The organism is Micromonospora sp. LHW51205 (assembly GCF_003315815.1).
GTDB lineage: Bacteria > Actinomycetota > Actinomycetes > Mycobacteriales > Micromonosporaceae > Micromonospora > Micromonospora chalcea.
The window spans coordinates 1-20,826 of record NZ_QMEZ01000005.1 but is presented as its reverse complement, the minus strand read 5'-3'; the positions used below and the strand labels follow the sequence as shown (position 1 = coordinate 20,826).

Below are 20,826 nucleotides of genomic sequence, written 5' to 3'. Positions count from 1 at the left end.
ATAAGACATGCCTCGCAGCCTGAAGAAGGGCCCGTTCGTCGACGACCACCTGCTCAAGAAGGTGGAGACGCAGAACGACAAGGGCTCGAAGAACGTGATCAAGACCTGGTCGCGCCGCTCGACGATCATCCCGGAGATGCTGGGTCACACGATCGCCGTGCACGACGGACGCAAGCACGTCCCGGTCTTCGTGACCGAGGCCATGGTCGGGCACAAGCTCGGCGAGTTCGCGCTGACCCGCACGTTCAAGGGTCACGAGAAGGACGACCGGAAGAGCCGCCGGCGCTGACGCCGCGGGCATACGGATAGAGGAACAAGGGGTTACAGCGATGCCAGGAAAGGGCGACGCTCCGGTGCTTCCGGGCGCGCGGGCGGTTGCGCGGCACGTGCGCATCTCGCCGATGAAGGCGCGCCGGGTGGTCAACCTCGTCCGCGGCCTGCCCGCGAAGGAGGCGCTCACGGTGCTGCAGTTCGCGCCGCAGGCTGCGAGCGAGCAGGTGTACAAGGTGCTCGCGAGCGCGATCGCCAACGCGGAGAACAACGAGCGGCTGGACCCCGACGCGCTGCTCGTCAGTGAGGCGTTCGTCGACGAGGGCCCGACCATGAAGCGGTTCCGGCCGCGTGCGCAGGGCCGGGCGTACCGGATCCGCAAGCGCACCTGCCACATCACCGTGGCGGTCGAGGCGGTCGCGCCGGCCGCGCCGAAGAAGTCGGCGAAGAAGGCCGCTCCGGCCAAGCCGGCCGCCGAGGAGCAGAGCACGACGGAGGGTGCCGAGTAATGGGTCAGAAGGTTCACCCGACCGGGTTCCGGCTCGGCATCTCGACCGACTGGAAGTCCCGCTGGTTCGCGGACAAGCTCTACAAGGACTACATCGGCGAGGACGTCAAGATCCGCCGCATGATGTCCAAGGGCCTCGAGCGCGCCGGCATCTCCAAGGTCGACATCGAGCGCACCCGGGACCGGGTCCGCGTCGACATCCACACCGCCCGGCCGGGCATCGTCATCGGCCGTAAGGGTGCGGAGGCCGACCGGATCCGCGGCGAGCTGGAGAAGCTCACCGGCAAGCAGGTCCAGCTGAACATCATCGAGGTCAAGAACCCCGAGTCGGACGCGCAGCTGGTCGCCCAGGGCGTTGCCGAGCAGCTGTCCAGCCGGGTCAGCTTCCGTCGGGCCATGCGCAAGGCGATGCAGTCCGCGATGAAGAACCCCGCCTGCAAGGGCATCCGGGTTCAGGTCTCGGGCCGTCTCGGCGGCGCCGAGATGAGCCGGACCGAGTTCTACCGCGAGGGCCGGGTTCCGCTGCACACGCTGCGGGCCAACATCGAGTACGGCTTCTTCGAGGCCCGTACCACCTTCGGCCGGATCGGCGTGAAGGTCTGGATCTACAAGGGCGACGCCGTCCCGGGCCGCGAGGCCCCGGCCGAGGCCGCCCCGTCGCGCGGCCCGCGCCGCGACCGTGGCGACCGGCCGGACCGGCCGCGCCGTGGCCGCTCGGGCTCGTCCGGTACGACCGCCGGTGGCACCGAGGCCGGCCGGGCTGCCGCGACCACCATCGCGCAGCAGGCGGAGACGCCGGCCGGTGAGCCGGTCGACAGCAGCGCTGTCGCCGCAGCCGCCTCGGCTCCGGTCGGTAACCAGCCGGCAGAAACGCAGCAGGAGGGCTGACAGATGCTGATGCCGCGCAAGCCCCCGAAGGGCTTCCGCAAGCCGCACCACCCGGACCGCAGCGGCGCGTCCAAGGGTGGTAACCGGGTGGTGTTCGGCGAGTTCGGGATCCAGGCTCTCGAGCCGGCGTACGTGACCAACCGCCAGATCGAGTCGGCGCGTATCGCGATGACCCGTCACATCAAGCGTGGCGGCAAGGTCTGGATCACGATCTTCCCGGACCAGGCCCTCACCAAGAAGCCGGCCGAGACCCGGATGGGTTCCGGTAAGGGTTCGCCCGAGTGGTGGGTCGCCAACGTGAAGCCGGGGCGGGTCCTCTTCGAGATGTCCTTCCCCAACGAGCAGATCGCGCGAGAGGCGATGCGTCGCGCGATCCACAAGCTCCCGATGAAGTGCCGCATTGTTACGCGCGAAGTGGGTGAATCCTGATGGCAGCGGGCGTCAAGCCCTCCGAGCTGCGTGAGCTCTCCGAGGAGGAGCTGGTCACGAAGTTGCGCGAGGCTAAGGCGGAGCTGTTCAACCTCCGCGTGCAGGCCGCAACCGGGCAGCTGGACAACAACCGGCGGCTGCAGGTCATCCGTCGGGAGATCGCCCGGATCTACACGATCATGCGTGAGCGTGAGCTGGGTCTCTCGGCCGCGCCGACTGAGGTGACTGCATCATGAGTGAGAACACCACCGCCCCCGCGCGGGCCCGCCGCAAGGTTCGCGAGGGCCTCGTGGTCAGCGACAAGATGGACAAGACCGTCGTGGTCGAGGTCGAGGACCGCGTCAAGCACGCGCTGTACGGCAAGATCATGCGCCGTACGAGCAAGCTGAAGGTGCACGACGAGCAGAACTCGGCCGGCATCGGCGACCGGGTCCTGATCATGGAGACCCGGCCGCTGTCCGCCACCAAGCGCTGGCGGCTCGTGGAGATCCTCGAGAAGGCCAAGTAGCGAAGGCTCGAGCTCGGCCGGGTCTCGGTCGGGCGCAGGTTCCGCCAGGCTCCGGCCGCCCTGAGCGGCCGGAGAACCGGCAGACATAGGAGATAGACGTGATTCAGCAGGAGTCGCGACTGCGCGTCGCCGACAACACGGGTGCCCGGGAGATCCTGTGCATCCGGGTGCTCGGCGGCTCCGGTCGGCGCTACGCGAGCATCGGCGACGTCATCGTGGCGACCGTCAAGGACGCGATCCCCGGTGCCGGTGTGAAGAAGGGCGACGTCGTCAAGGCTGTCGTCGTTCGGACCGCCAAGGAGAAGCGGCGGCCGGACGGGTCGTACATCCGCTTCGACGAGAACGCCGCCGTCATCATCAAGGACGGTGGGGACCCGCGCGGTACCCGTATCTTCGGCCCGGTCGGCCGGGAGCTGCGGGACAAGCGGTTCATGAAGATCATCTCTCTCGCGCCGGAGGTGTTGTGACCGTGAAGGTCAAGAAGGGCGACACGGTCGTCGTCATCGCCGGCAAGGACAAGGGTGCCAAGGGCAAGGTCATCGCGGCCTACCCGCGGCAGGACAAGGTCCTGGTCGAGGGCGTGAACCGGGTCAAGAAGCACACCCGTATCAGCACCACCCAGCGTGGCGCCAAGACCGGTGGCATCGTCACCCAGGAGGCCCCGATCCACGTCTCGAACGTGATGGTCCTGGACTCCGACGGCAAGCCGACCCGCGTCGGCTACCGGATCGACGACAACGGCCAGAAGGTCCGCATCGCGCGTAGCACCGGTAAGGACCTCTGATGACCACGGCTACCGAAACCAAGACCCTGCCGCGCCTCAAGGAGCGGTACCGCAACGAGGTGGTGGCCGAGCTGCAGAAGCAGTTCGAGTTCGCCAACCCGATGCAGGTGCCGCGGCTGGTCAAGATCGTCGTCAACATGGGTGTCGGCGAGGCTGCTCGCGACGCCAAGCTGATCGACGGGGCCGTTCGCGACCTGGCCACCATCACCGGCCAGAAGCCGCAGGTCCGGCGGGCCACCAAGTCCATCGCGCAGTTCAAGCTCCGCGAGGGCATGCCGATCGGCGCGAAGGTCACCCTCCGCGGCGACCGGATGTGGGAGTTCCTGGACCGGCTGCTCTCGATCGCGCTGCCGCGTATCCGCGACTTCCGCGGCCTGGACGGGCGCAAGCTCGACGGGCACGGCAACTACACGTTCGGCCTGACCGAGCAGTCGGTGTTCCACGAGATCGATCAGGACAAGATCGATCGCCAGCGGGGCATGGACATCACGGTGGTCACGACCGCCACGACCGACGACGAGGGCCGGGCGCTGCTCAAGCTCCTGGGCTTCCCGTTCAAGGAGAACTGAGATGGCCAAGAAGGCGCTGATCCTCAAGGCGGCCGCGAAGCCGAAGTTCTCGGTTCGCGCGTACACCCGCTGCCAGCGGTGCGGGCGTCCGAAGGCGGTCTACCGCAAGTTCGGTCTCTGCCGGGTGTGCATCCGGGAGATGGCCCACCGCGGTGAGCTGCCCGGCGTGTCCAAGGCTTCCTGGTAATAGCCCGGCGCGCTCCGGCGCGTCAGCTGAACTGTCTCTTCGCCGTAGGCCCCGGGCCTGGCCCGGGGAACCCCGGCGAGAAAGGTTGACGAGTTTTCATGACGATGACCGACCCGATCGCAGACATGCTCACGCGTCTGCGTAACGCCAACCAGGCGTACCACGACCGGGTGACGATGCCCTACTCGAAGATCAAGGCGAACATCGCCGAGGTCCTCAAGGCCGAGGGTTACATCGCCACCTGGTCGGTCGAGGAGCCCGAGGAGGGCGCCGTCGGCAAGCGACTGGTCGTCGAGCTGAAGTACGGCCAGAACCGCGAGCGGAGCCTGGCCGGCATCAAGCGCGTGTCCAAGCCCGGTCTCCGGGTGTACGCCAAGTCGGACGGGCTCCCGCGGGTGCTCGGCGGGCTGGGCGTGGCGATCATTTCGACGTCCCAGGGGCTGCTCACCGACCGGCAGGCCCGCAAGCGGAGCGTTGGCGGGGAAGTCCTCGCCTTCGTCTGGTAACGGGAGACAGGTAGAAATGTCGCGTATTGGACGTAAGTCGATCCCGGTGCCTGCCGGCGTCGACATCACGATCGACGGCCGGACCGTCAAGGTCAAGGGCCCCAAGGGCGAACTGAGCCACGTGCTGGCCGAGCCGATCACGGCGGAGCGGGGCGAGGACGGCGAGCTGCACGTCAACCGGCCCAACGACGAGCGCAAGGCCAAGGAGCTGCACGGCCTGAGCCGGACGCTGGTGGCCAACATGATCGTCGGCGTGACCGAGGGCTACCGCAAGAGCCTGGAGATCGCCGGCACCGGTTACCGCGTGACCGCCAAGGGCAAGGACCTGGAGTTCGCGCTCGGGTTCTCGCACCCGGTCCTCGTGCCGGCGCCGGAGGGCATCACCTTCACGGTCGAGAAGCCGACGCTGTTCCACGTGGCCGGCATCGACAAGCAGCAGGTCGGTGAGGTCGCCGCCAACATCCGGAAGATCCGCCCGCCGGAGCCCTACAAGGGCAAGGGCGTGAAGTACCAGGGCGAGGTCATCCGCCGCAAGGCTGGTAAGGCGGGCAAGAAGTGACCGCGGCCATCAACACCCGGGCGAGGTCGTCCGCCGGCCGTGAGGCCGTGAGAAAGGCAGGTAAGAAGTGAGCGCCACGCTGCTCAAGCGCCGCCGCGGCGTCGCCGCCAAGCGTGCCGTCGGGCGTGCGCGTCGGCACTTCCGGGTCCGCAAGAACGTCAGCGGCACCGCCGAGCGTCCCCGCCTCGTCGTCACCCGCTCCCTGCGGCACATGGTGGCCCAGGTCGTGGACGACACCAAGGGTCACACCCTGGCGTCGGCCTCGACCATGGACGCCTCGCTGCGCGGCGCCGAGGGCGACAAGAGCGCCCTGGCCGGCAAGGTCGGCGCCCTGCTCGCCGAGCGCGCCAAGGCCGCCGGCGTCTCGAAGGTCGTCTTCGACCGCGGTGGCAACCGGTACGCGGGGCGTGTCGCCGCGCTTGCCGACGCCGCCCGCGAAGCCGGGCTCGAGTTCTAGAAACCCCGTCACGAGAGAGAAGGAAGGCTGCTGATGCCAGGTCAACAGCGCCGTGGCGGCGGGTCCGGTGGCAACGAGGGTGGTCGCCGCGACAACCGCCGTGAGGGCGGCCGCGGAAACGCGCCCGTCGAGAAGACCCCGCACCTCGAGCGGGTCGTCGCGATCAACCGCGTCGCCAAGGTCGTGAAGGGTGGTCGTCGCTTCAGCTTCACCGCCCTGGTGATCGTGGGCGACGGCGACGGCACCGTCGGTGTGGGCTACGGAAAGGCCAAGGAGGTGCCCGCGGCGATCGCCAAGGGTGTCGAGGAGGCCAAGAAGCACTTCTTCAAGGTGCCGCGGATCGGTCAGTCGATCCCGCACCCGGTCACGGGCGAGGACGCGGCCGGTGTGGTGCTGCTCAAGCCGGCCTCCGCCGGTACGGGTGTCATCGCCGGTGGTCCGGTGCGTGCCGTGCTGGAGTGCGCGGGCATCCACGACGTGCTCTCCAAGAGCCTCGGCTCGTCCAACCCGATCAACATCGTGCACGCCACGGTGGCGGCCCTGAAGGGGCTCGAGTCCCCGGAGCAGGTCGCGGCCCGTCGTGGTCTGCCGGTCGAGGACGTCGCGCCGGCCGCCATGCTGGCGTCGCGGGCGGGGGTGGCGTCCTGATGGCACGCCTGAAGGTCACCCAGGTCCGGTCCGAGATCGGGACCAAGAAGAACCAGCGTGACTCGCTGCGTTCGCTCGGTCTCAAGCGGATCAACGACGTGGTGGTCAAGGAGGACCGGCCGGAGATCCGCGGCATGATCTTCACGGTCAACCACCTCGTGAAGGTCGAGGAGGTCGAGTAATGACGATCAAGGTGCACCACCTGCGTCCGGCTCCGGGTGCCAAGACCGACAAGACCCGCGTGGGTCGCGGTGAGGGCTCGAAGGGCAAGACCGCCGGTCGCGGTACCAAGGGTTCGAAGGCCCGGAAGAACATCTCGCCGGCGTTCGAGGGTGGGCAGATGCCCATCCACATGCGCCTGCCGAAGATGAAGGGCTTCAAGAACAAGTTCAAGGTCGTGTTCCAGGTGGTCAACCTGGACCGGCTGGCCGAGCTGTTCCCGAACGGCGGCCAGGTCGGCCCGGTCGAGCTGGTCGAGGCCGGCGCGGTCCGCAAGGGTCACCCGGTCAAGGTGCTCGGCACCGGCGACCTCGGTGGCGTGTCTCTCCAGGTCTCGGCGCACGCGTTCAGCGCGTCGGCCAAGGAGAAGATCACCGCCGCCGGTGGCTCGGTCACCGAGCTGTAAGGCGATGTTCATGGCGCCCGCTCAGTTGTTCGCAACTGGGCGGGCGCCATGGTCTACCGGCCACGTGTGCGCCGGGTAACATCGGATTCGTTTTATGTAGCCGGGCACATCTGCCCGGAGGGGGATCGGACTGTTAGAGTCCGTTCCCAGCCATGGAATCCGGGCACGCCGCCCGGCCACACCACCCCGCCCCGCCAGGATTCGTCACCGGCGGCCCGCGTCGCGCAGGAGGAAGAAGTTGCTGTCCGCCTTTCTCAGTGCGTTCCGTACGCCTGACCTGCGCAAGAAGCTGCTGTTCACAGTAGGCATCATCGCGGTCTACCGGCTGGGCGCCACGATGCCCAGCCCAGGCGTCTCGTACGGCAACGTGCAGAAGTGTCTCGACACCATCCAGGGTGGCAGCACCGGCGTGCTCAACCTGCTGGATCTCTTCTCCGGTGGCGCGCTGCTCCAGCTCTCGGTCTTCGCGCTGGGCATCATGCCCTACATCACCGCGTCGATCATCCTGCAGCTGCTGACGGTGGTGATCCCGCGCCTGGAGCAGCTCCGCAAGGAGGGCCAGGCCGGGCAGGCCAAGATCACGCAGTACACCCGCTACCTGACGCTGGGTCTGGGCGTTCTGCAGGCCTCGGCGTTCGTGGCGCTGGCCCGCTCCGGGCAGCTGTTCAACAACCAGTGCGACCAGTTCCCGATCGTGCCCCGCGGCACCGGCATCCCGGACTGGCTGACGCTGACGATCCTGGTCATGACCATGACCGCCGGCACCGGCGTGGTGATGTGGCTCGGCGAGCTGATCACCGACCGGGGCGTCGGCAACGGCATGTCCGTGCTGATCTTCACCTCGATCGCGGCCCGGCTCCCCAGTGAGGGCTGGAAGATCAAGACCACCAAGGGCTGGGGGATGTTCCTCCTCGTCATCGCCCTGGTGCTGGTGGTCATCACCGCTGTCACGTTCATCGAGCAGGCGCAGCGCCGCATCCCGGTGCAGTACGCCAAGCGCATGATCGGCCGGCGGATGTACGGCGGCACCTCGACCTACATTCCGCTGAAGGTGAACCAGGCCGGCGTCATCCCGGTCATCTTCGCCTCGTCGCTGCTCTACCTGCCGCAGCTCGCGCTCCAGTTCTTCGATCAGAACGACCCGGGCAAGGTCCAGGCGTGGATCCAGAACCACATCGTGAAGGCGAGCGCGCCGGAGCACATCGCGATCTACTTCCTGCTGATCATCTTCTTCACGTACTTCTACGTGTCGATCACGTTCAACCCGACCGAGGTCGCGGACAACATGAAGAAGTACGGCGGCTTCGTGCCGGGTATCCGCCCCGGCAAGCCGACCGCCGAGTACCTCGACTTCATCCTCAGCCGGATCACCCTGCCGGGCGCGCTCTACCTGGGCATCGTCGCGATCCTGCCGAACTTCTTCTTCATCTGGCTGGACAACCAGCAGTTCCAGAACTTCCCGTTCGGCGGCACCGCTGTGCTGATCATGGTTGGCGTCGGTCTGGAGACCGTGAAGCAGATCGAAAGCCAACTCATGCAGCGGAACTACGAAGGGTTCCTGCGGTAGATGCGACTCGTTCTGGTTGGCCCGCCGGGCGCGGGCAAAGGCACACAGGCGGAGTTCATCGCTGCTCACCTCTCGGTGCCGAAGATCTCGACCGGTGACATCTTCCGGGCGAACGTCTCCCAGGGCACGCCCCTGGGAGTCGAGGCCAAGCGGTACATGGACGCCGGCAAGCTGGTCCCGGACGAGGTCACCATCAACATGGTGCGTGACCGGCTCGCCGAGCCGGACGCGAGCGAGGGCTTCCTGCTCGACGGCTTCCCGCGGACCACGCCGCAGGCCGCCGCGCTGGACAAGCTCCTCGCCGACCTCGGCACCGCGCTGGACCTGGTCCTGGAACTGGTCGTCGACGACGACGAGGTGATCCGGCGGCTGTCCGGCCGGCGCACCTGCCGGGGCTGCGGCAAGATCTGGCACGTCGAGTTCGACGCGACCAGCCGGGAGGGCATCTGCGACCGCTGCGGCGCGGAGCTGTTCCAGCGGGACGACGACAAGCCGGAGACCATCGCCGCCCGGCTGCGCGAGTACGCCGAGAAGACCGCGCCGCTGGTCGACTACTACGGCGCCCAGGGCAAGCTGGTCGGCATCGACGCGACCGGTCCGGTGGAGGACGTCACCGTCCGCGCCATCGACGCGCTGCGCTCGTACGGCGGCTGAGGTCCCACCCGCCACCCGGCGGATAGAGTGCGAACAGCGGGGTACGTGCGACGTGCCCCGCTGCTCCGCGTACGCGCGACGAAAGGTAACCACCACCATGCGCCGTCACCAGCTGGACATCCAGCTGAAGACCCCCGAGCAGATCGAGCTGATGCGGGCCGCCGGTCTGGTCGTCGCCCGTGCCCTGCGCCGGATGCGGGAAGCGGTGGCGCCGGGCGTGTCGACGGCAGACCTGGACGCGATCGCCGAGTCGACGATCCGCGAGGCCGGCGCGGTGCCGTCCTTCAAGGGCTACCACGGCTTCCCGGCGTCGATCTGCTCCTCGGTCAACCAGCAGGTGGTGCACGCCATCCCGTCGCCGCAGCAGGTGCTGCGCGAGGGTGACCTGATCTCGATCGACTGCGGCGCGGTGCTGGACGGCTGGCACGGCGACGCGGCCGTCACGGTGCCGGTCGGCGAGGTCGACCCGGCGCTGCTGAGGATGACGGCGGTGGCCGAGGACGCGATGTGGGCCGGGATCGCGGCGGCGGCGCGCGGGGCGGCCTCGGGCAAGGGCCGGCTCACCGACATCTCCCACGCGGTCGAGAGCGCGGTCCGCAAGGGCGGCCGGTACGGCATCGTCGACGGCTACGGCGGTCACGGCATCGGCACCGAGATGCACCAGGACCCGCACGTGCTCAACCACGGGCGCCCCGGCAAGGGGCCGCGTCTGGTGCCGGGCCTGGCGCTCGCCATCGAGCCGATGATCACCATGGGTTCGCCGCGTACGGTCGAGCTGGCCGACGGCTGGACCGTGGTGACCCGGGACGGCTCCATGGCGGTGCACGTGGAGCACTCGATGGCGCTGCTGGACGACGGCGTGTGGGTGCTGACCGCCGAGGACGGCGGACGGGGTCGCCTGGGCGACCTGGTGACCGCCCGGCAGACGTCTGTCGACTCTCCGGCGGTCTGAGCGGGCGCACGCCCGTCCCGGGCGCCGTGCTGCGGGCCTGGCGGCCGGATGACATGCTTGCTCCCATGGATGAGCGCAACCGGATGCGGGCGGCCGACGCGGACCGGGAGGCCACCGCGGATCGTCTCCGGGCGGCGCTGAACGAGGGCCGGCTCGACCTGAACGAGTACGACGAGCGGCTGCGCCGGGCGTACGGGGCGAAGACCTACGGCGAGCTGGACGAGCTGCTGACCGACCTGCCCGGTTCCCGGCCGGCGGAGACTTCGCTGCCGGCTCCGCGCACGGCCGGGAAGAGCCCGGCGGTTGATCGGGACCAGGCGGCCGAGAGCACGCGCAGCGTCTGGCTGCTGGGGGTGTGGGGGCCCTGGCTGAAGGTGGCCCTGATCCTCACCGCGATCTGGTTCGTCTCCCAGCTGGGTGAGGGCGAGTTCGACGACTACTGGCCGATCTGGGTGCTCGGCCCGTGGGGCGCCGTGGTGCTCTACCAGACGATCCAGGGGCTGGCGCACGGCGCGCCGGAGAAGGACGCGGAGCGCCGGCGGCGCAAGCAGGTCGAGCGGGAGGCGCGCCGCCGGGCGAAGCGGGAGCTGCCGGAGACGTGAGCTGTGTCATATTCACGCCCTGCGGGTGACGGTCCCGCCGGTCGGTTTGGCGAGCGCGCGCGGGTCGGCGTACACTTTCAGATCGGCGCACAGCGTCCACTCCGCCATGCCCACCCTGCGCTTCGGTGGGAGTCGGAGCCGCGGCTGGCGCGGGTTTCCTGATCTTGGTCAGTTCTCCCGTGTAAGACGTTGTGGGCCGTCCGGAGTAACCGACGTCAGGACAGCGGAGGACATGCCGAAAAAAGACGGAGCCATCGAGATCGAGGGTCGGGTCATCGAGCCCCTGCCGAACGCCATGTTCCGGGTGGAGCTCGCGAACGGTCACAAGGTGCTGGCTCACATCAGCGGCAAGATGCGGCAGCACTACATCCGCATCCTGCCGGAGGACCGGGTCGTCGTCGAACTCTCGCCGTACGACCTGACCCGCGGGCGCATCGTCTACCGCTACAAGTAAGCCTGACGGCGGCCGGGACGTTCCCGTGTCCGTCTTCGACGTCCGGGTCGCGCTGCGTCGCGCCTCCGGGCCAGATGGGAAGTAAGGCAACCGTGAAGGTCAAGCCGAGCGTCAAGAGGATCTGCAACAAGTGCCGGGTGATCCGCCGGCACGGCCGGGTCATGGTCATCTGCACCGACCCGCGCCACAAGCAGCGCCAGGGCTGACGCCCCACACATCACCAACTCGTCCCAGCCGCGGTCGGGCGCGCAGCGCGTACCCCCTCGTGGTTGACCCCCGGTCGGAGGCCGGGGCCCGCTCGGGCAGCGACCCGTCCCGGTCGCCGGCGTTCGTCGCCGGAGGACAGGGACGGTCGGGTAGCGGGGTGGGACGGGTCCACACCTCCGCCACAACATCACGAGGAGTACGCCCGCACATGGCACGTCTAGTCGGCGTGGATCTCCCCCGCGAGAAGCGGATGGAGATCGCGCTCACCTACATCTTCGGGGTCGGTCGCACCCGCGCCCTGGAGACGCTCGCCGCGACCGGCATCTCGCCGGACAAGCGCGTTCGGGACCTCACGGACGAGGAGCTCGTCGAGCTCCGGAACCACATCGAGGGCAACTACAAGGTTGAAGGCGACCTGCGCCGCGAGGTCGCCGCTGACATCCGCCGCAAGGTCGAGATCGGCTGCTACGCCGGTATCCGGCACCGCCGCGGTCTGCCCGTGCGTGGTCAGCGCACGAAGACCAACGCGCGGACCCGGAAGGGCCCGAAGCGGACCGTGGCCGGCAAGAAGAAGCCCGGCAAGAAGTAACTAGGAGCGCACAGACTTATGCCACCGAAGGCTCGTGCCGGAGCCGCCGTCAAGAAGGTCCGGCGCAAGGAACGCAAGAACGTCGCCCACGGGCAGGCGCACATCAAGAGCACCTTCAACAACACCATCGTGTCCATCACGGACCCGACCGGTGCGGTCATCTCCTGGGCCTCCTCCGGCCAGGTCGGCTTCAAGGGCTCCCGCAAGTCGACTCCGTTCGCCGCGCAGCTCGCCGCCGAGGCCGCCGCGCGCCGCGCGATGGAGCACGGCATGCGCAAGGTCGACGTGTTCGTCAAGGGCCCCGGCTCCGGCCGGGAGACCGCCATCCGTTCGCTGCAGGCAGTGGGCCTCGAGGTCGGGCAGATCTCCGACGTCACGCCGCAGCCGCACAACGGGTGCCGTCCGCCGAAGCGTCGCCGGGTCTGAGAGGTTAGAGAGAGATGGCTCGTTACACCGGTGCTGACTGCCGCCGTTGCCGGCGGGAGAAGATGAAGCTGTTCCTCAAGGGCAGCAAGTGCGATGGCCCGAAGTGCCCGTTCGAGTCCCGGCCGTTCCCGCCCGGGCAGCACGGCCGCGGCCGCACGAAGGAGACGGAGTACCTGCTCCAGCTTCGTGAGAAGCAGAAGGCCCGTCGTGTCTACGGCGTGCTGGAGAAGCAGTTCCGCGGCTACTACGAAGAGGCCGTGAGCAAGGAGGCCAAGACCGGCGAGGTCCTGCTGCAGATCCTCGAGTCGCGGCTGGACAACGTGGTCTACCGGGCCGGCTACGCCAAGTCCCGGGACATGGCCCGCCAGCTGGTCAAGCACGGCCACTTCACGGTGAACGGCAAGAAGGTCGACATCCCGTCGTACCGCGTCAAGGAGCACGACATCGTCGAGGTGCGTGCCAAGAGCAAGGAGCTCACCCCGTTCCTCGTGGCGCAGGGTGAGGCCGGCTCGCGGACCGTTCCGGCGTGGCTGGAGGCGATCCCGAGCCAGCTGAAGATCCTCGTGCACTCGCTCCCGGCCCGCCAGGTGATCGACACCCAGGTCCAGGAGCAGCTGATCGTCGAGCTCTACTCCAAGTAAGGGCTCGTTGCGGTGGCCCGTCCTCCGGGGCGGGCCACCGGAACAGTTGTGTCGTGGGCGTCAAATAGCGGGCGCCCCGGAAGAGAAGAGAAAAGATGCTCATCAGCCAGCGACCGTCTCTCTCCGAAGAGTCGATCAACGAGACCCGCTCCCGGTTCACCATCGAGCCGCTGGAGCCCGGCTTCGGCTACACGCTGGGCAACTCGCTGCGGCGTACGCTGCTGTCCTCCATCCCCGGTGCGGCGGTCACCTCGATCAAGATCGACGGTGTGCTGCACGAGTTCACCACGATCCCCGGGGTCAAGGAGGACGTGGTCGAGCTCGTCATGAACATCAAGGAGCTGTGCGTCAGCTCCGAGCACGACGAGCCGGTCAGCATGTACCTGCGCAAGCAGGGCCCGGGCGACGTGACCGCCGGTGACATCCAGCCCCCGGCCGGTGTCTCGGTGCACAACCCGGACCTGAAGCTCGCCACCCTCAACGGCAAGGGCCGGCTCGACATGGAGCTGACCGTCGAGCGGGGTCGCGGCTACGTCACCGCGGCGCAGAACAAGCAGGCGGGCGCCGAGATCGGCCGGATCCCGGTCGACTCGATCTACTCGCCGGTGCTCAAGGTGACGTACCGGGTCGAGGCGACCCGTGTCGAGCAGCGGACCGACTTCGACCGGCTGATCATCGACGTCGAGACCAAGCCGTCGATGGGCCCGCGTACCGCGCTGGCCTCGGCCGGCTCGACGCTGGTGGAGCTGTTCGGGCTCGCCCGTGAGCTGGATGAGACCGCTGAGGGCATCGACATCGGGCCGTCCCCGCAGGACGCCCAGCTGGCGGCCGACCTGGCCCTGCCGATCGAGGAGCTGGACCTGACCGTCCGCTCCTACAACTGCCTCAAGCGCGAGGGCATCAACTCCGTTGGTGAGCTCATCGGGCGTACCGAGGCCGACCTCCTCGACATCCGCAACTTCGGCCAGAAGTCGATCGACGAGGTCAAGATGAAGCTCGCCGGGATGGGCCTGGGGCTGAAGGACTCGGCTCCGAACTTCGACCCGGCGCACGTCGTGGACGCCTTCGGTGAGGCGGACTACGACACCGACGACTACCGCGAGACCGAGCAGCTCTAGTCCGCGCTGCCGCCACACCTGAGGAGCACCAAGCATGCCCACGCCCACCAAGGGCCCCCGCCTCGGCGGCAGCCCCGCGCACGAGCGGCTGATGCTGGCCAACCTGGCCACCGCGCTGTTCCAGCACGGCAAGATCCAGACCACCGAGACGAAGGCCCGGCGGCTGCGTCCGCTGGCCGAGCAGCTCATCACCAAGGCCAAGCGCGGCGACCTCGCCTCGCGTCGCCGGGTGCTGGGCGTCGTCAAGGACAAGGACGTGGTCTACGCCCTGTTCGACCAGATCGCGCCCCGGTACGCCAACCGCAACGGTGGCTACACCCGGATCGTGAAGACCGGTCCGCGCAAGGGTGACGCCGCTCCGATGGCGATCATCGAGCTGGTGGAGGAGCTTCAGGTCGCCGAGCCGAAGGCGAACAAGAAGACCGCCGCCCGCAAGGCCGCGCAGCAGGACAAGGTCGAGGCCCTGGCCCCGGCCGAGGAGAAGCCGCGCTCCAGCGAGGGCGACCAGGACGCCGAGGCCCCGGTCTCCGCGTCGGGTGACACCGCCGCCGCCCGTGAGGACAGCGACGAGGCCACCGAGAACGACAAGGCCTGAGATCAGGCTCGACCGGGCCCGGCATCCCCTCGGGGGTGCCGGGCCCGTCGCCGTCGACAGGAGGTACGAGGTGGACGAGCGGATCCGGCTGCGGCTGGACGTCTCGTACGACGGCACGGACTTCTCCGGCTGGGCGCCCCAGCCGACCCGGCGCACCGTGGCCGGCGTGCTCATGCAGACGCTGGACCTGGTGCTCGGCGCGGGCACGGCGACCGGCCTGACGGTGGCCGGGCGTACCGACGCCGGGGTGCACGCCACCGGGCAGGTCTGCCACCTCGACCTGCCCGCCGCGGTGTGGCGGGAGCACGAGGGGCGGCTGCTGCGCCGGCTGGCCCGGCTCCTCCCGCCGGATGTGCGGGTACGCGCCATGACCGAGGTGCCGGCCGACTTCGACGCCCGCTTCTCGGCCACGTTCCGGCGTTACGAGTACCGGGTCACCGACGCCCCGTGGGGCGCCGAGCCGCTGCGCCGCCGGGACACCCTGGCCTGGCCGAAGCCGCTGGACCTCGCGGCGCTGAACGCCGCCGCGGCCGGGCTGGTGGGCGAGCACGACTTCGCCGCGTACTGCCGGCGCAAGGAGAACGCCACCACGCTGCGCGAGGTGACCCGGCTGGACTGGCGGCGCGACCCGGACGGGATCCTGGTCGCCACCGTGCAGGCCGACGCGTTCTGCCAGAACATGGTGCGCAGCCTGGTCGGGGCGATGCTGGTGGCCGGTGACGGGCGGCGGCCGGTGCAGTGGCCGGCCGGCCTGCTGACCCGGCGTGAGCGCTCCAGCGAGGTGACTGTGGCGCCCGCGCACGGCCTCGCCCTGGTCGCTGTGGGCTACCCGGCCGACCCGGCCGAGTACGCCCGCCGCGCCGATCTGACCCGCCGGTTGCGGGTGCCGGTGGCCGAGGGCTGACCGGAGGTCAGTCGGTGCCCCGCTGACCGGCGCTGTCCCCGGCCGACTCCGCGTCGGGCTGCCCGGCCGTTCCGGCCGCCGCACGACGGTCCAGCACAGCCCGGTTGAGGTGCAGTTCGACCATGTCGTACATGATCTCGCGGGCGGCTGCGTCGTCGCTGGGGATGCGTTCCCCGTCGGCGCGCGTGACCAGGCAGTAGGCGACGTAGTGTCCGCGTACCTGCCAGGCGACCCGGGCCGCGGCCTTCTCCACCACCTCGGTGTCGTCGCCCGCCGCCATGCCACGGAACCGTCCCTGGCGCGCGTCGAGCAGCGGCCGGATGCGGTCGCGTACCCGCTGGGCGGTGGCCACGTCGGTGAGGTTGAACAGACCGGCGGTGATCAGGTGGTCGCCGTCGGGGGAGCGGAGCGTGCCCCGCACGACCTGGTTGCAGCCGAGCCGGACCAGCAGGTCGGCGATCTCGCCGGTGGCCGCTACCTGACACTTCGTACTGGCCTGGGTCTTGAGCACCCGGTACGCCGGCTTCCCGTCGGTGAGCACCAGGTCCTTGGTCGGGAAGACCTCCTTGGCGGTGAGCGTCGCCTGGTCGGTGTCCCGGGAGTCCAGGTCGGTGCCGCCGGCCGGGGTGCTCGATTCGCTCGGCTGCGGGGTCGGCTGGCCGGCGGACGGCGTGGCCGTCCGCTCGTCCAGCAGCGCCGCGACGGCGAGCCCGGTGAGCGAGAGCAGCAGCAGTACGGCGGCGCCACCGACGAGCGCCTGCCAGAACCGGCTGCCGCCGTTGCGGCGGTCGGCGCGCCGGGCCCGGGGCAGTTCGGAGACGTCGCCGGCGCGGGCGGTCGGGTTGGCGGGGATCGGCACTGTCGGCCGGTTCGTCGCCGCCGGTACTGGCGCGGGCATGGGTGGCGCGGGCTGCGGCACCGGGGACGGCTCCCGTGGTGGCGCGGGCCGTCCCGGTGTCGGCGCCGGGGCCGGTGGCGCCGGAGCAGGTGCGCGGGTGTCGTCCGCCACCGCCTGTCCGTCGGGGTCGTCCTGCCCGGCCGCGCCGGCCGGCGGCAGCGCCGGTTGCGGGCGCGGCGGCGGGGGCAGCGACGGCGTGGGGAACCGGGAGCGTGACGGACCCGCGGGCGGCGGCGTCGTGGCTGCGGGCCCGTGCGGGGCCGACCCGGGCTTCGGGTACTCCAGGAAGGCGTCCTCATCGGACTCGTACCGGTACACCATGTGGCATAGAGTAGGACTGATTGTCCCTTTCAGGGGTAATATCGGGAAATTCTGGCGGAGTGGCGTCCGGCTCCGCCCCTGACACCGTTGCCGGAACCGCCCCGGCCCGGTGCGAGAATGCCTGCGTGACCGGCGACCACTACTTCACCGCTGAGCCCTCGGCTCCGGCCCGCCCGCGCGAGGTCGAGTTCACAGTCGCCGGGCGCGACTACACGCTCGGCTCGGCCGGTGGCGTCTTCTCCGCCGACCGGCTCGACCCCGGCACCGCCGTGCTGCTGCGCAAGGCCGACCTGCCGGCCGCCGACGTCACCGGCGCGCTGCTCGACATCGGCTGCGGTTTCGGCCCGATCACCTGCGTCCTCGCCACTGTCGCGCCGGAGGCCACCGTCTGGGCCGTGGACGTCAACGAGCGGGCCCGCGCCCTCACCACCGCCAACGCGGCAAGGGTCGGCGCCGCCGACCGGGTACGCGCCGTCGCGCCCGACGAGCTGCCGGACGACGTCACCTTCACCCAGATCTGGTCCAACCCGCCCATCCACATCGGCAAACCGGAACTGCACGGCCTGCTGCTGCGCTGGCTGCCCCGGCTCGCCCCGGACGGCGTGGCCTGGCTCGTCGTCGCCCGGCACCTCGGCGGCGACTCGCTGCACCGCTGGCTGGTCGAGCAGGGCTGGTCCGTCGAGCGGCACGCCAGCCAGAAGGGCTACCGGGTGCTGCGCGTCACCCGGTAATCCGGTGTCGTCCAGCGGCCCGGCTCGGGCAGGATGCCCGCGTGGGATACGTGGACGTGGCAGCGGTCGGGCACATCCTCCCGGACGGGCGTGAGCTGTTCAGCGACGTCTCGTTCCGGGTCGGTGAGGGTGCCAAGGTGGCGCTGGTCGGCCCGAACGGCGCCGGCAAGACCACGCTGCTGCGGATGGTCGCCGGTGACCTGCCGGTGAAGACCGGCGCGATCGCGCGCTCCGGCGGGCTGGGCGTGATGCGGCAGTTCATCGGCATGATCGGCGACGAGTCCACGCTCGCCGACCTGGCGCTCTCCCTCGCCCCGCCCGCGCTGCGCGACGCCGGGCGGCGGCTCGCCGAGACCGAGGCGGCCATGCGGGCGGCCGAGGTCCGCGGCAAGTACAGCTCCGCCGCCGCCAAGGCCCAGCTCGCGTACGCCGAGGCGCTCGCCGCCTGGGGCGAGACCGGCGGTTACGACGCGGAGGTCCTCTTCGACACCGTCGCCACCATCGTGCTGGACCTGCCGTGGGACAGTGCCCGGGACCGGCCGGTGCGCACGCTCTCCGGCGGCCAGCAGAAACGCTTCGCGCTGGAACTGCTGCTGCGCGGCCCGGACGAGGTGCTGCTGCTCGACGAGCCGGACAACTTCCTCGACGTACCCGGCAAACGCTGGCTGGAGGGGCGGCTGCGCGAGTCGGCCAAGTCCGTGCTGTACGTCTCACACGACCGGGAACTGCTGGCCCAGACCGCCGACCGGGTCGTCGCGGTGGAGGGCGGCAGCGCCTGGGTGCACCCGGGCGGCTTCGCGAGCTGGCACGACGCCCGGGTCGCCCGGCACGCCCGCCTCGACGAGCTGCGCAAACGCTGGGACGAGGAGCACCAGAAGCTGCGCGAGCTGATGCTGATGTACAAGCAGAAGGCCGCGTACAACGACGGGATGGCGTCCCGCTACCAGGCCGCGCAGACCCGGCTGCGCAAGTTCGAGGAGGCCGGGCCGCCGCCCGTACCCCCGAAGGACCAGGACATCCGGATGCGCCTGACCGGCGGACGGACCGGCAAGCGCGCGGTCATCGCCGAGCAGCTGGAGCTGGACGGCCTGACGTACCCGTTCGACCTGGAACTCTGGTACGGCGACCGGGTCGCGGTGCTCGGCGCGAACGGCACCGGCAAGTCGCACTTCCTGCGCCTGCTGGCCCGCGGCGGCACCGACCCGGAGCCCGGCAACACCCCGGTCGACGGCGCCGCCGCGCTCGCGCCGGTCGCGCACGGCGGCGTGGTCCGGCTCGGCGCGCGGGTGCGGCCCGGGCACTTCTCGCAGACCCACGACCGCCCCGAGCTGATGGCGAAGACGCTGGTCGAGGTGCTGTGGCGCGGCGACGAGCACCGGACCGGCATGGACCGGCACGCGGCCATGGCGGCGCTGTCCCGGTACGAGCTGGCCGGTCAGGGCGACCAGCGGTTCGGCACGCTCTCCGGCGGTCAGCAGGCCCGCTTCCTGGTGCTGCTGCTGGAACTGTCCGGCGCGACGCTGCTGCTGCTCGACGAGCCCACCGACAACCTCGACCTGGCCTCGGCCGAGGCGCTGGAAGCCGGGCTGACCGCGTTCGAGGGAACTGTCGTCGCGGTCACCCACGACAGGTGGTTCACCCGTACCTTCGACCGGTTCGTGCTGTTCCGCGGCGACGGTGACGTGGTGGAGACGCCGGAGCCGGTCTGGGACGTGGCCTGAGCCGCTCCCCGGGTGGGCCCCGGGGAGCGGGCATAGGGTGGATCTCGTGAGTGAGATGACCTATCGCCGGCTGGGCGACTCCGGGCTCGTGGTGTCAGTGGTCGGCATCGGCTGCAACAACTTCGGCCGCAAACTCGACCTCGACGGCACCCGGGCGGTGGTCGACGCCGCCCTCGACGCCGGGATCAACTTCTTCGACACCGCCGACATCTACGGCGAGCCGCAGGGCGCCTCCGAGGAACTGCTCGGCCAGGCGCTCAAAGGCCGCCGCGACGACGTGGTGGTGGCCACCAAGTTCGGCATGGACATGCACGGCGCGAACGGGCCGGACCACGACGCCCGGGGCGCCCGCCGCTACATCGCCCGCGCCGTCGAGGCGTCGCTGCGCCGGCTCGGCACCGACCACATCGACCTGTACCAGATGCACGAGCCCGACCCGGGCACCCCGATCGACGAGACGCTCGCCGCGCTCGACGACCTGGTGACCGCCGGCAAGGTGCGCTACCTGGGCAACTCCAACTTCGCCGGCTGGCAGATCGCCGACGCCGACTGGACCGCGTCGTCGCAGGGGCGTGCCCGGTTCATCTCCGCGCAGAACCACTACTCGCTGGTGGAACGCGGGGTGGAGGCCGAGGTGATCCCGGCGTGCGAGCGGTTCGGCCTCGGCATGCTGCCGTTCTTCCCGCTGGCCAACGGGCTGCTCACCGGCAAGTACAAGCGCGGCGAGGCGCCCCCGGCCGGTAGCCGGCTGGCCGGCGGCGGCCGGTACGCCGAGCGGCTGGCCGCCGCGCGCTGGGACGTCATCGAGGCGATCGATGCGTACGCGGCCGAGCGCGGCATCAGCATGCTGCACGTGGCCATCGGCGGCCTGGCGGCCCGTCCCGCGGTGACGTCCGTGATCGCCGGCGCCACCACTCCCGACCAGGTGAAGGCGAACGCCGAAGCCGGCACGTGGCAGCCGTCCGACGAGGACCTGGCCGCCTTGGACGCCATCCTCTGACTGTCCGCGCTCGCGCGCTCGGGCTTGCACGTCGGGCGTGTGCTGGCGCGCTCGGGCTTGCACGCCGGGCGTGTGCTGGCGCGTCGGGGCGTGTGCTCGTGTGTCGGGTGTGTGCGTCGGGGCGTGTGCTCACCCGTTTGGGCCTGCGCACACCGGGCTGCCCGCGCGCTCAGCTCACCCACGCGTTCGGCTCCGCCCGCACGTGGACTGTGCGCCCTCGGTTGGGGGTGCGCCCGCGCGGCCTGCGCCCCATCAAGGCTCGCCCACGCGTCAGGCACCCATGGCGTGCCACCCACAGGCAGCGCTCACGACGAGTGGAACGCCATGGGTGTCATAAGGGCCTTGAGACACCCATGGCGTTCCACTCGGGGCTGGATCTGGCGACGAGTGGAACACGATGGGTGTTTGCGGGCGGGCCTCTGACGCCCGTGGTGTCTCGGGCGGCTCGACGGGTGGCGAGCCGGGGACCCAACGGGTGGCGGGCGGCGAAATGGGGGCCCGGTGGGTG

32 protein-coding genes are annotated in these 20,826 nt (G+C 70.1%); 31 read left to right on the top strand and 1 reads right to left on the bottom strand.

All coding sequences use genetic code 11. From position 1 onward, the window contains the following. Positions 1–7 precede the first annotated feature (7 nt). From rpsS to truA, 28 genes are all read left to right on the top strand, one after another. A complete protein-coding gene (gene rpsS / locus DQE82_RS19520; RefSeq protein ID WP_007073032.1) occupies positions 8–289 on the top strand; it encodes a 30S ribosomal protein S19 in 282 nt (93 codons plus the stop codon). A 40-nt stretch (positions 290–329) separates the two neighbouring features. Further along, on the top strand, positions 330–779 hold the full coding sequence (gene rplV, locus DQE82_RS19515; RefSeq protein WP_018784552.1) for a 50S ribosomal protein L22: 450 nt from the start codon (positions 330–332) through the stop codon (positions 777–779). Further along, positions 779–1,666, top strand: coding sequence for a 30S ribosomal protein S3 (gene rpsC, locus DQE82_RS19510; RefSeq protein WP_013473694.1), 888 nt, complete (start codon positions 779–781; stop codon positions 1,664–1,666). Before rplV ends, rpsC begins: the two co-directional genes overlap by 1 nt. A gap of 3 nt (positions 1,667–1,669) precedes the next feature. Next, on the top strand, positions 1,670–2,095 hold the full coding sequence (gene rplP / locus DQE82_RS19505) for a 50S ribosomal protein L16 (protein WP_007465292.1): 426 nt from the start codon (positions 1,670–1,672) through the stop codon (positions 2,093–2,095). Continuing rightward, on the top strand, positions 2,095–2,331 hold the full coding sequence (gene rpmC / locus DQE82_RS19500) for a 50S ribosomal protein L29 (protein WP_013288628.1): 237 nt from the start codon (positions 2,095–2,097) through the stop codon (positions 2,329–2,331). Before rplP ends, rpmC begins: the two co-directional genes overlap by 1 nt. Further along, complete coding sequence (gene rpsQ / locus DQE82_RS19495) at positions 2,328–2,603, top strand: 30S ribosomal protein S17 (RefSeq protein ID WP_030501606.1); 276 nt, start codon at positions 2,328–2,330, stop codon at positions 2,601–2,603. The genes rpmC and rpsQ overlap by 4 nt, the downstream gene beginning before the upstream one ends. 98 nt (positions 2,604–2,701) lie before the next feature. Further along, complete coding sequence (gene rplN / locus DQE82_RS19490) at positions 2,702–3,070, top strand: 50S ribosomal protein L14 (protein WP_007073026.1); 369 nt, start codon at positions 2,702–2,704, stop codon at positions 3,068–3,070. Further along, a complete protein-coding gene (gene rplX / locus DQE82_RS19485; protein ID WP_013288626.1) occupies positions 3,067–3,387 on the top strand; it encodes a 50S ribosomal protein L24 in 321 nt (106 codons plus the stop codon). The genes rplN and rplX overlap by 4 nt, the downstream gene beginning before the upstream one ends. Next, a complete protein-coding gene (gene rplE, locus DQE82_RS19480; RefSeq protein WP_018784556.1) occupies positions 3,387–3,956 on the top strand; it encodes a 50S ribosomal protein L5 in 570 nt (189 codons plus the stop codon). Before rplX ends, rplE begins: the two co-directional genes overlap by 1 nt. Before the next feature lies 1 nt (position 3,957). Beyond that, entirely contained in the window at positions 3,958–4,143 is a 186-nt protein-coding gene (locus tag DQE82_RS19475) for a type Z 30S ribosomal protein S14 (protein ID WP_007073023.1), read from the top strand. 98 nt (positions 4,144–4,241) lie between these two features. Next, positions 4,242–4,649, top strand: a complete 408-nt coding sequence (gene rpsH, locus DQE82_RS19470; RefSeq protein ID WP_013288624.1) for a 30S ribosomal protein S8 — start codon at positions 4,242–4,244, stop codon at positions 4,647–4,649. 16 nt (positions 4,650–4,665) lie between these two features. Continuing rightward, positions 4,666–5,208 (top strand): 50S ribosomal protein L6, encoded by a 543-nt coding sequence (rplF, locus tag DQE82_RS19465; RefSeq protein ID WP_013288623.1) that lies wholly within the window; start codon positions 4,666–4,668, stop codon positions 5,206–5,208. Between the two features lie 67 nt (positions 5,209–5,275). Then, positions 5,276–5,665: a 50S ribosomal protein L18 gene (rplR, locus tag DQE82_RS19460; protein WP_030501605.1), complete on the top strand. Its 390-nt coding sequence runs from the start codon at positions 5,276–5,278 to the stop codon at positions 5,663–5,665. 33 nt (positions 5,666–5,698) lie between these two features. After that, a complete protein-coding gene (rpsE, locus tag DQE82_RS19455; protein WP_013288621.1) occupies positions 5,699–6,313 on the top strand; it encodes a 30S ribosomal protein S5 in 615 nt (204 codons plus the stop codon). After that, a complete protein-coding gene (gene rpmD, locus DQE82_RS19450) occupies positions 6,313–6,495 on the top strand; it encodes a 50S ribosomal protein L30 (RefSeq protein ID WP_013473693.1) in 183 nt (60 codons plus the stop codon). The genes rpsE and rpmD overlap by 1 nt, the downstream gene beginning before the upstream one ends. Next, positions 6,495–6,938 carry a 50S ribosomal protein L15 gene (gene rplO, locus DQE82_RS19445; RefSeq protein WP_018784561.1) on the top strand — a complete coding sequence of 148 codons (444 nt, stop codon included), beginning with the start codon at positions 6,495–6,497 and terminating at the stop codon, positions 6,936–6,938. Before rpmD ends, rplO begins: the two co-directional genes overlap by 1 nt. Positions 6,939–7,176: 238 nt before the next feature. Next, a complete protein-coding gene (secY, locus tag DQE82_RS19440) occupies positions 7,177–8,505 on the top strand; it encodes a preprotein translocase subunit SecY (RefSeq protein ID WP_043328244.1) in 1,329 nt (442 codons plus the stop codon). Beyond that, complete coding sequence (locus DQE82_RS19435) at positions 8,506–9,159, top strand: adenylate kinase (protein ID WP_030501603.1); 654 nt, start codon at positions 8,506–8,508, stop codon at positions 9,157–9,159. Between the two features lie 97 nt (positions 9,160–9,256). After that, complete coding sequence (map, locus tag DQE82_RS19430; RefSeq protein WP_030501602.1) at positions 9,257–10,111, top strand: type I methionyl aminopeptidase; 855 nt, start codon at positions 9,257–9,259, stop codon at positions 10,109–10,111. A gap of 83 nt (positions 10,112–10,194) precedes the next feature. Then, a complete protein-coding gene (locus DQE82_RS19425) occupies positions 10,195–10,713 on the top strand; it encodes a DUF1707 domain-containing protein (RefSeq protein WP_113973624.1) in 519 nt (172 codons plus the stop codon). Between the two features lie 232 nt (positions 10,714–10,945). After that, a complete protein-coding gene (gene infA / locus DQE82_RS19420; RefSeq protein WP_007073013.1) occupies positions 10,946–11,167 on the top strand; it encodes a translation initiation factor IF-1 in 222 nt (73 codons plus the stop codon). Positions 11,168–11,259: 92 nt separating this feature from the next. Continuing rightward, on the top strand, positions 11,260–11,373 hold the full coding sequence (gene rpmJ / locus DQE82_RS19415) for a 50S ribosomal protein L36 (RefSeq protein ID WP_012184307.1): 114 nt from the start codon (positions 11,260–11,262) through the stop codon (positions 11,371–11,373). Positions 11,374–11,582: 209 nt separating this feature from the next. After that, on the top strand, positions 11,583–11,963 hold the full coding sequence (gene rpsM, locus DQE82_RS19410; RefSeq protein ID WP_013288614.1) for a 30S ribosomal protein S13: 381 nt from the start codon (positions 11,583–11,585) through the stop codon (positions 11,961–11,963). Positions 11,964–11,981: 18 nt separating this feature from the next. After that, positions 11,982–12,389 (top strand): 30S ribosomal protein S11, encoded by a 408-nt coding sequence (gene rpsK, locus DQE82_RS19405; RefSeq protein WP_013288613.1) that lies wholly within the window; start codon positions 11,982–11,984, stop codon positions 12,387–12,389. Between the two features lie 14 nt (positions 12,390–12,403). Further along, positions 12,404–13,030 (top strand): 30S ribosomal protein S4, encoded by a 627-nt coding sequence (gene rpsD / locus DQE82_RS19400; protein WP_018784565.1) that lies wholly within the window; start codon positions 12,404–12,406, stop codon positions 13,028–13,030. Between the two features lie 95 nt (positions 13,031–13,125). After that, the gene (locus DQE82_RS19395; RefSeq protein WP_007073009.1) at positions 13,126–14,148 is read left to right on the top strand and encodes a DNA-directed RNA polymerase subunit alpha; all 1,023 of its coding nucleotides are present in this window, start codon (positions 13,126–13,128) and stop codon (positions 14,146–14,148) included. Positions 14,149–14,182: 34 nt separating this feature from the next. Further along, positions 14,183–14,743: a 50S ribosomal protein L17 gene (gene rplQ / locus DQE82_RS19390; RefSeq protein ID WP_030501600.1), complete on the top strand. Its 561-nt coding sequence runs from the start codon at positions 14,183–14,185 to the stop codon at positions 14,741–14,743. A 70-nt stretch (positions 14,744–14,813) separates the two neighbouring features. Next, on the top strand, positions 14,814–15,647 hold the full coding sequence (truA, locus tag DQE82_RS19385; protein ID WP_043328248.1) for a tRNA pseudouridine(38-40) synthase TruA: 834 nt from the start codon (positions 14,814–14,816) through the stop codon (positions 15,645–15,647). Positions 15,648–15,654: 7 nt separating this feature from the next. Here truA and DQE82_RS19380 read toward each other — a convergent pair whose 3' ends face one another. Continuing rightward, complete coding sequence (locus tag DQE82_RS19380) at positions 15,655–16,866, bottom strand: hypothetical protein (protein ID WP_233514722.1); 1,212 nt, start codon at positions 16,864–16,866, stop codon at positions 15,655–15,657. Between the two features lie 125 nt (positions 16,867–16,991). Between DQE82_RS19380 and DQE82_RS19375 the strand changes: the two genes are divergently transcribed. Genes DQE82_RS19375 through DQE82_RS19365 form a run of 3 tightly spaced genes read left to right on the top strand, consistent with a single transcriptional unit; the run spans position 16,992 to position 20,318 of the window. Continuing rightward, positions 16,992–17,597, top strand: coding sequence for a class I SAM-dependent methyltransferase (locus DQE82_RS19375; protein ID WP_113973440.1), 606 nt, complete (start codon positions 16,992–16,994; stop codon positions 17,595–17,597). A gap of 41 nt (positions 17,598–17,638) precedes the next feature. Beyond that, positions 17,639–19,318: an ABC-F family ATP-binding cassette domain-containing protein gene (locus tag DQE82_RS19370; RefSeq protein WP_043328251.1), complete on the top strand. Its 1,680-nt coding sequence runs from the start codon at positions 17,639–17,641 to the stop codon at positions 19,316–19,318. A 37-nt stretch (positions 19,319–19,355) separates the two neighbouring features. Beyond that, positions 19,356–20,318, top strand: coding sequence for an aldo/keto reductase (locus DQE82_RS19365; protein WP_199496050.1), 963 nt, complete (start codon positions 19,356–19,358; stop codon positions 20,316–20,318). Positions 20,319–20,826: the final 508 nt, after the last annotated feature.

Coding starts and splice junctions, on each gene's coding strand:
- rpsS (WP_007073032.1), top strand. CDS start 8: ATGCCTCGCAGCCTGAAGAAGGGCCCGTTCGTCGACGACCACCTGCTC.
- rplV (WP_018784552.1), top strand. CDS start 330: ATGCCAGGAAAGGGCGACGCTCCGGTGCTTCCGGGCGCGCGGGCGGTT.
- rpsC (WP_013473694.1), top strand. CDS start 779: ATGGGTCAGAAGGTTCACCCGACCGGGTTCCGGCTCGGCATCTCGACC.
- rplP (WP_007465292.1), top strand. CDS start 1,670: ATGCTGATGCCGCGCAAGCCCCCGAAGGGCTTCCGCAAGCCGCACCAC.
- rpmC (WP_013288628.1), top strand. CDS start 2,095: ATGGCAGCGGGCGTCAAGCCCTCCGAGCTGCGTGAGCTCTCCGAGGAG.
- rpsQ (WP_030501606.1), top strand. CDS start 2,328: ATGAGTGAGAACACCACCGCCCCCGCGCGGGCCCGCCGCAAGGTTCGC.
- rplE (WP_018784556.1), top strand. CDS start 3,387: ATGACCACGGCTACCGAAACCAAGACCCTGCCGCGCCTCAAGGAGCGG.
- DQE82_RS19475 (WP_007073023.1), top strand. CDS start 3,958: ATGGCCAAGAAGGCGCTGATCCTCAAGGCGGCCGCGAAGCCGAAGTTC.
- rpsH (WP_013288624.1), top strand. CDS start 4,242: ATGACGATGACCGACCCGATCGCAGACATGCTCACGCGTCTGCGTAAC.
- rplF (WP_013288623.1), top strand. CDS start 4,666: ATGTCGCGTATTGGACGTAAGTCGATCCCGGTGCCTGCCGGCGTCGAC.
- rpsE (WP_013288621.1), top strand. CDS start 5,699: ATGCCAGGTCAACAGCGCCGTGGCGGCGGGTCCGGTGGCAACGAGGGT.
- rpmD (WP_013473693.1), top strand. CDS start 6,313: ATGGCACGCCTGAAGGTCACCCAGGTCCGGTCCGAGATCGGGACCAAG.
- rplO (WP_018784561.1), top strand. CDS start 6,495: ATGACGATCAAGGTGCACCACCTGCGTCCGGCTCCGGGTGCCAAGACC.
- DQE82_RS19435 (WP_030501603.1), top strand. CDS start 8,506: ATGCGACTCGTTCTGGTTGGCCCGCCGGGCGCGGGCAAAGGCACACAG.
- map (WP_030501602.1), top strand. CDS start 9,257: ATGCGCCGTCACCAGCTGGACATCCAGCTGAAGACCCCCGAGCAGATC.
- DQE82_RS19425 (WP_113973624.1), top strand. CDS start 10,195: ATGCGGGCGGCCGACGCGGACCGGGAGGCCACCGCGGATCGTCTCCGG.
- infA (WP_007073013.1), top strand. CDS start 10,946: ATGCCGAAAAAAGACGGAGCCATCGAGATCGAGGGTCGGGTCATCGAG.
- rpsM (WP_013288614.1), top strand. CDS start 11,583: ATGGCACGTCTAGTCGGCGTGGATCTCCCCCGCGAGAAGCGGATGGAG.
- rpsK (WP_013288613.1), top strand. CDS start 11,982: ATGCCACCGAAGGCTCGTGCCGGAGCCGCCGTCAAGAAGGTCCGGCGC.
- rpsD (WP_018784565.1), top strand. CDS start 12,404: ATGGCTCGTTACACCGGTGCTGACTGCCGCCGTTGCCGGCGGGAGAAG.
- DQE82_RS19395 (WP_007073009.1), top strand. CDS start 13,126: ATGCTCATCAGCCAGCGACCGTCTCTCTCCGAAGAGTCGATCAACGAG.
- rplQ (WP_030501600.1), top strand. CDS start 14,183: ATGCCCACGCCCACCAAGGGCCCCCGCCTCGGCGGCAGCCCCGCGCAC.
- DQE82_RS19380 (WP_233514722.1), bottom strand. CDS start 16,866: ATGGTGTACCGGTACGAGTCCGATGAGGACGCCTTCCTGGAGTACCCG.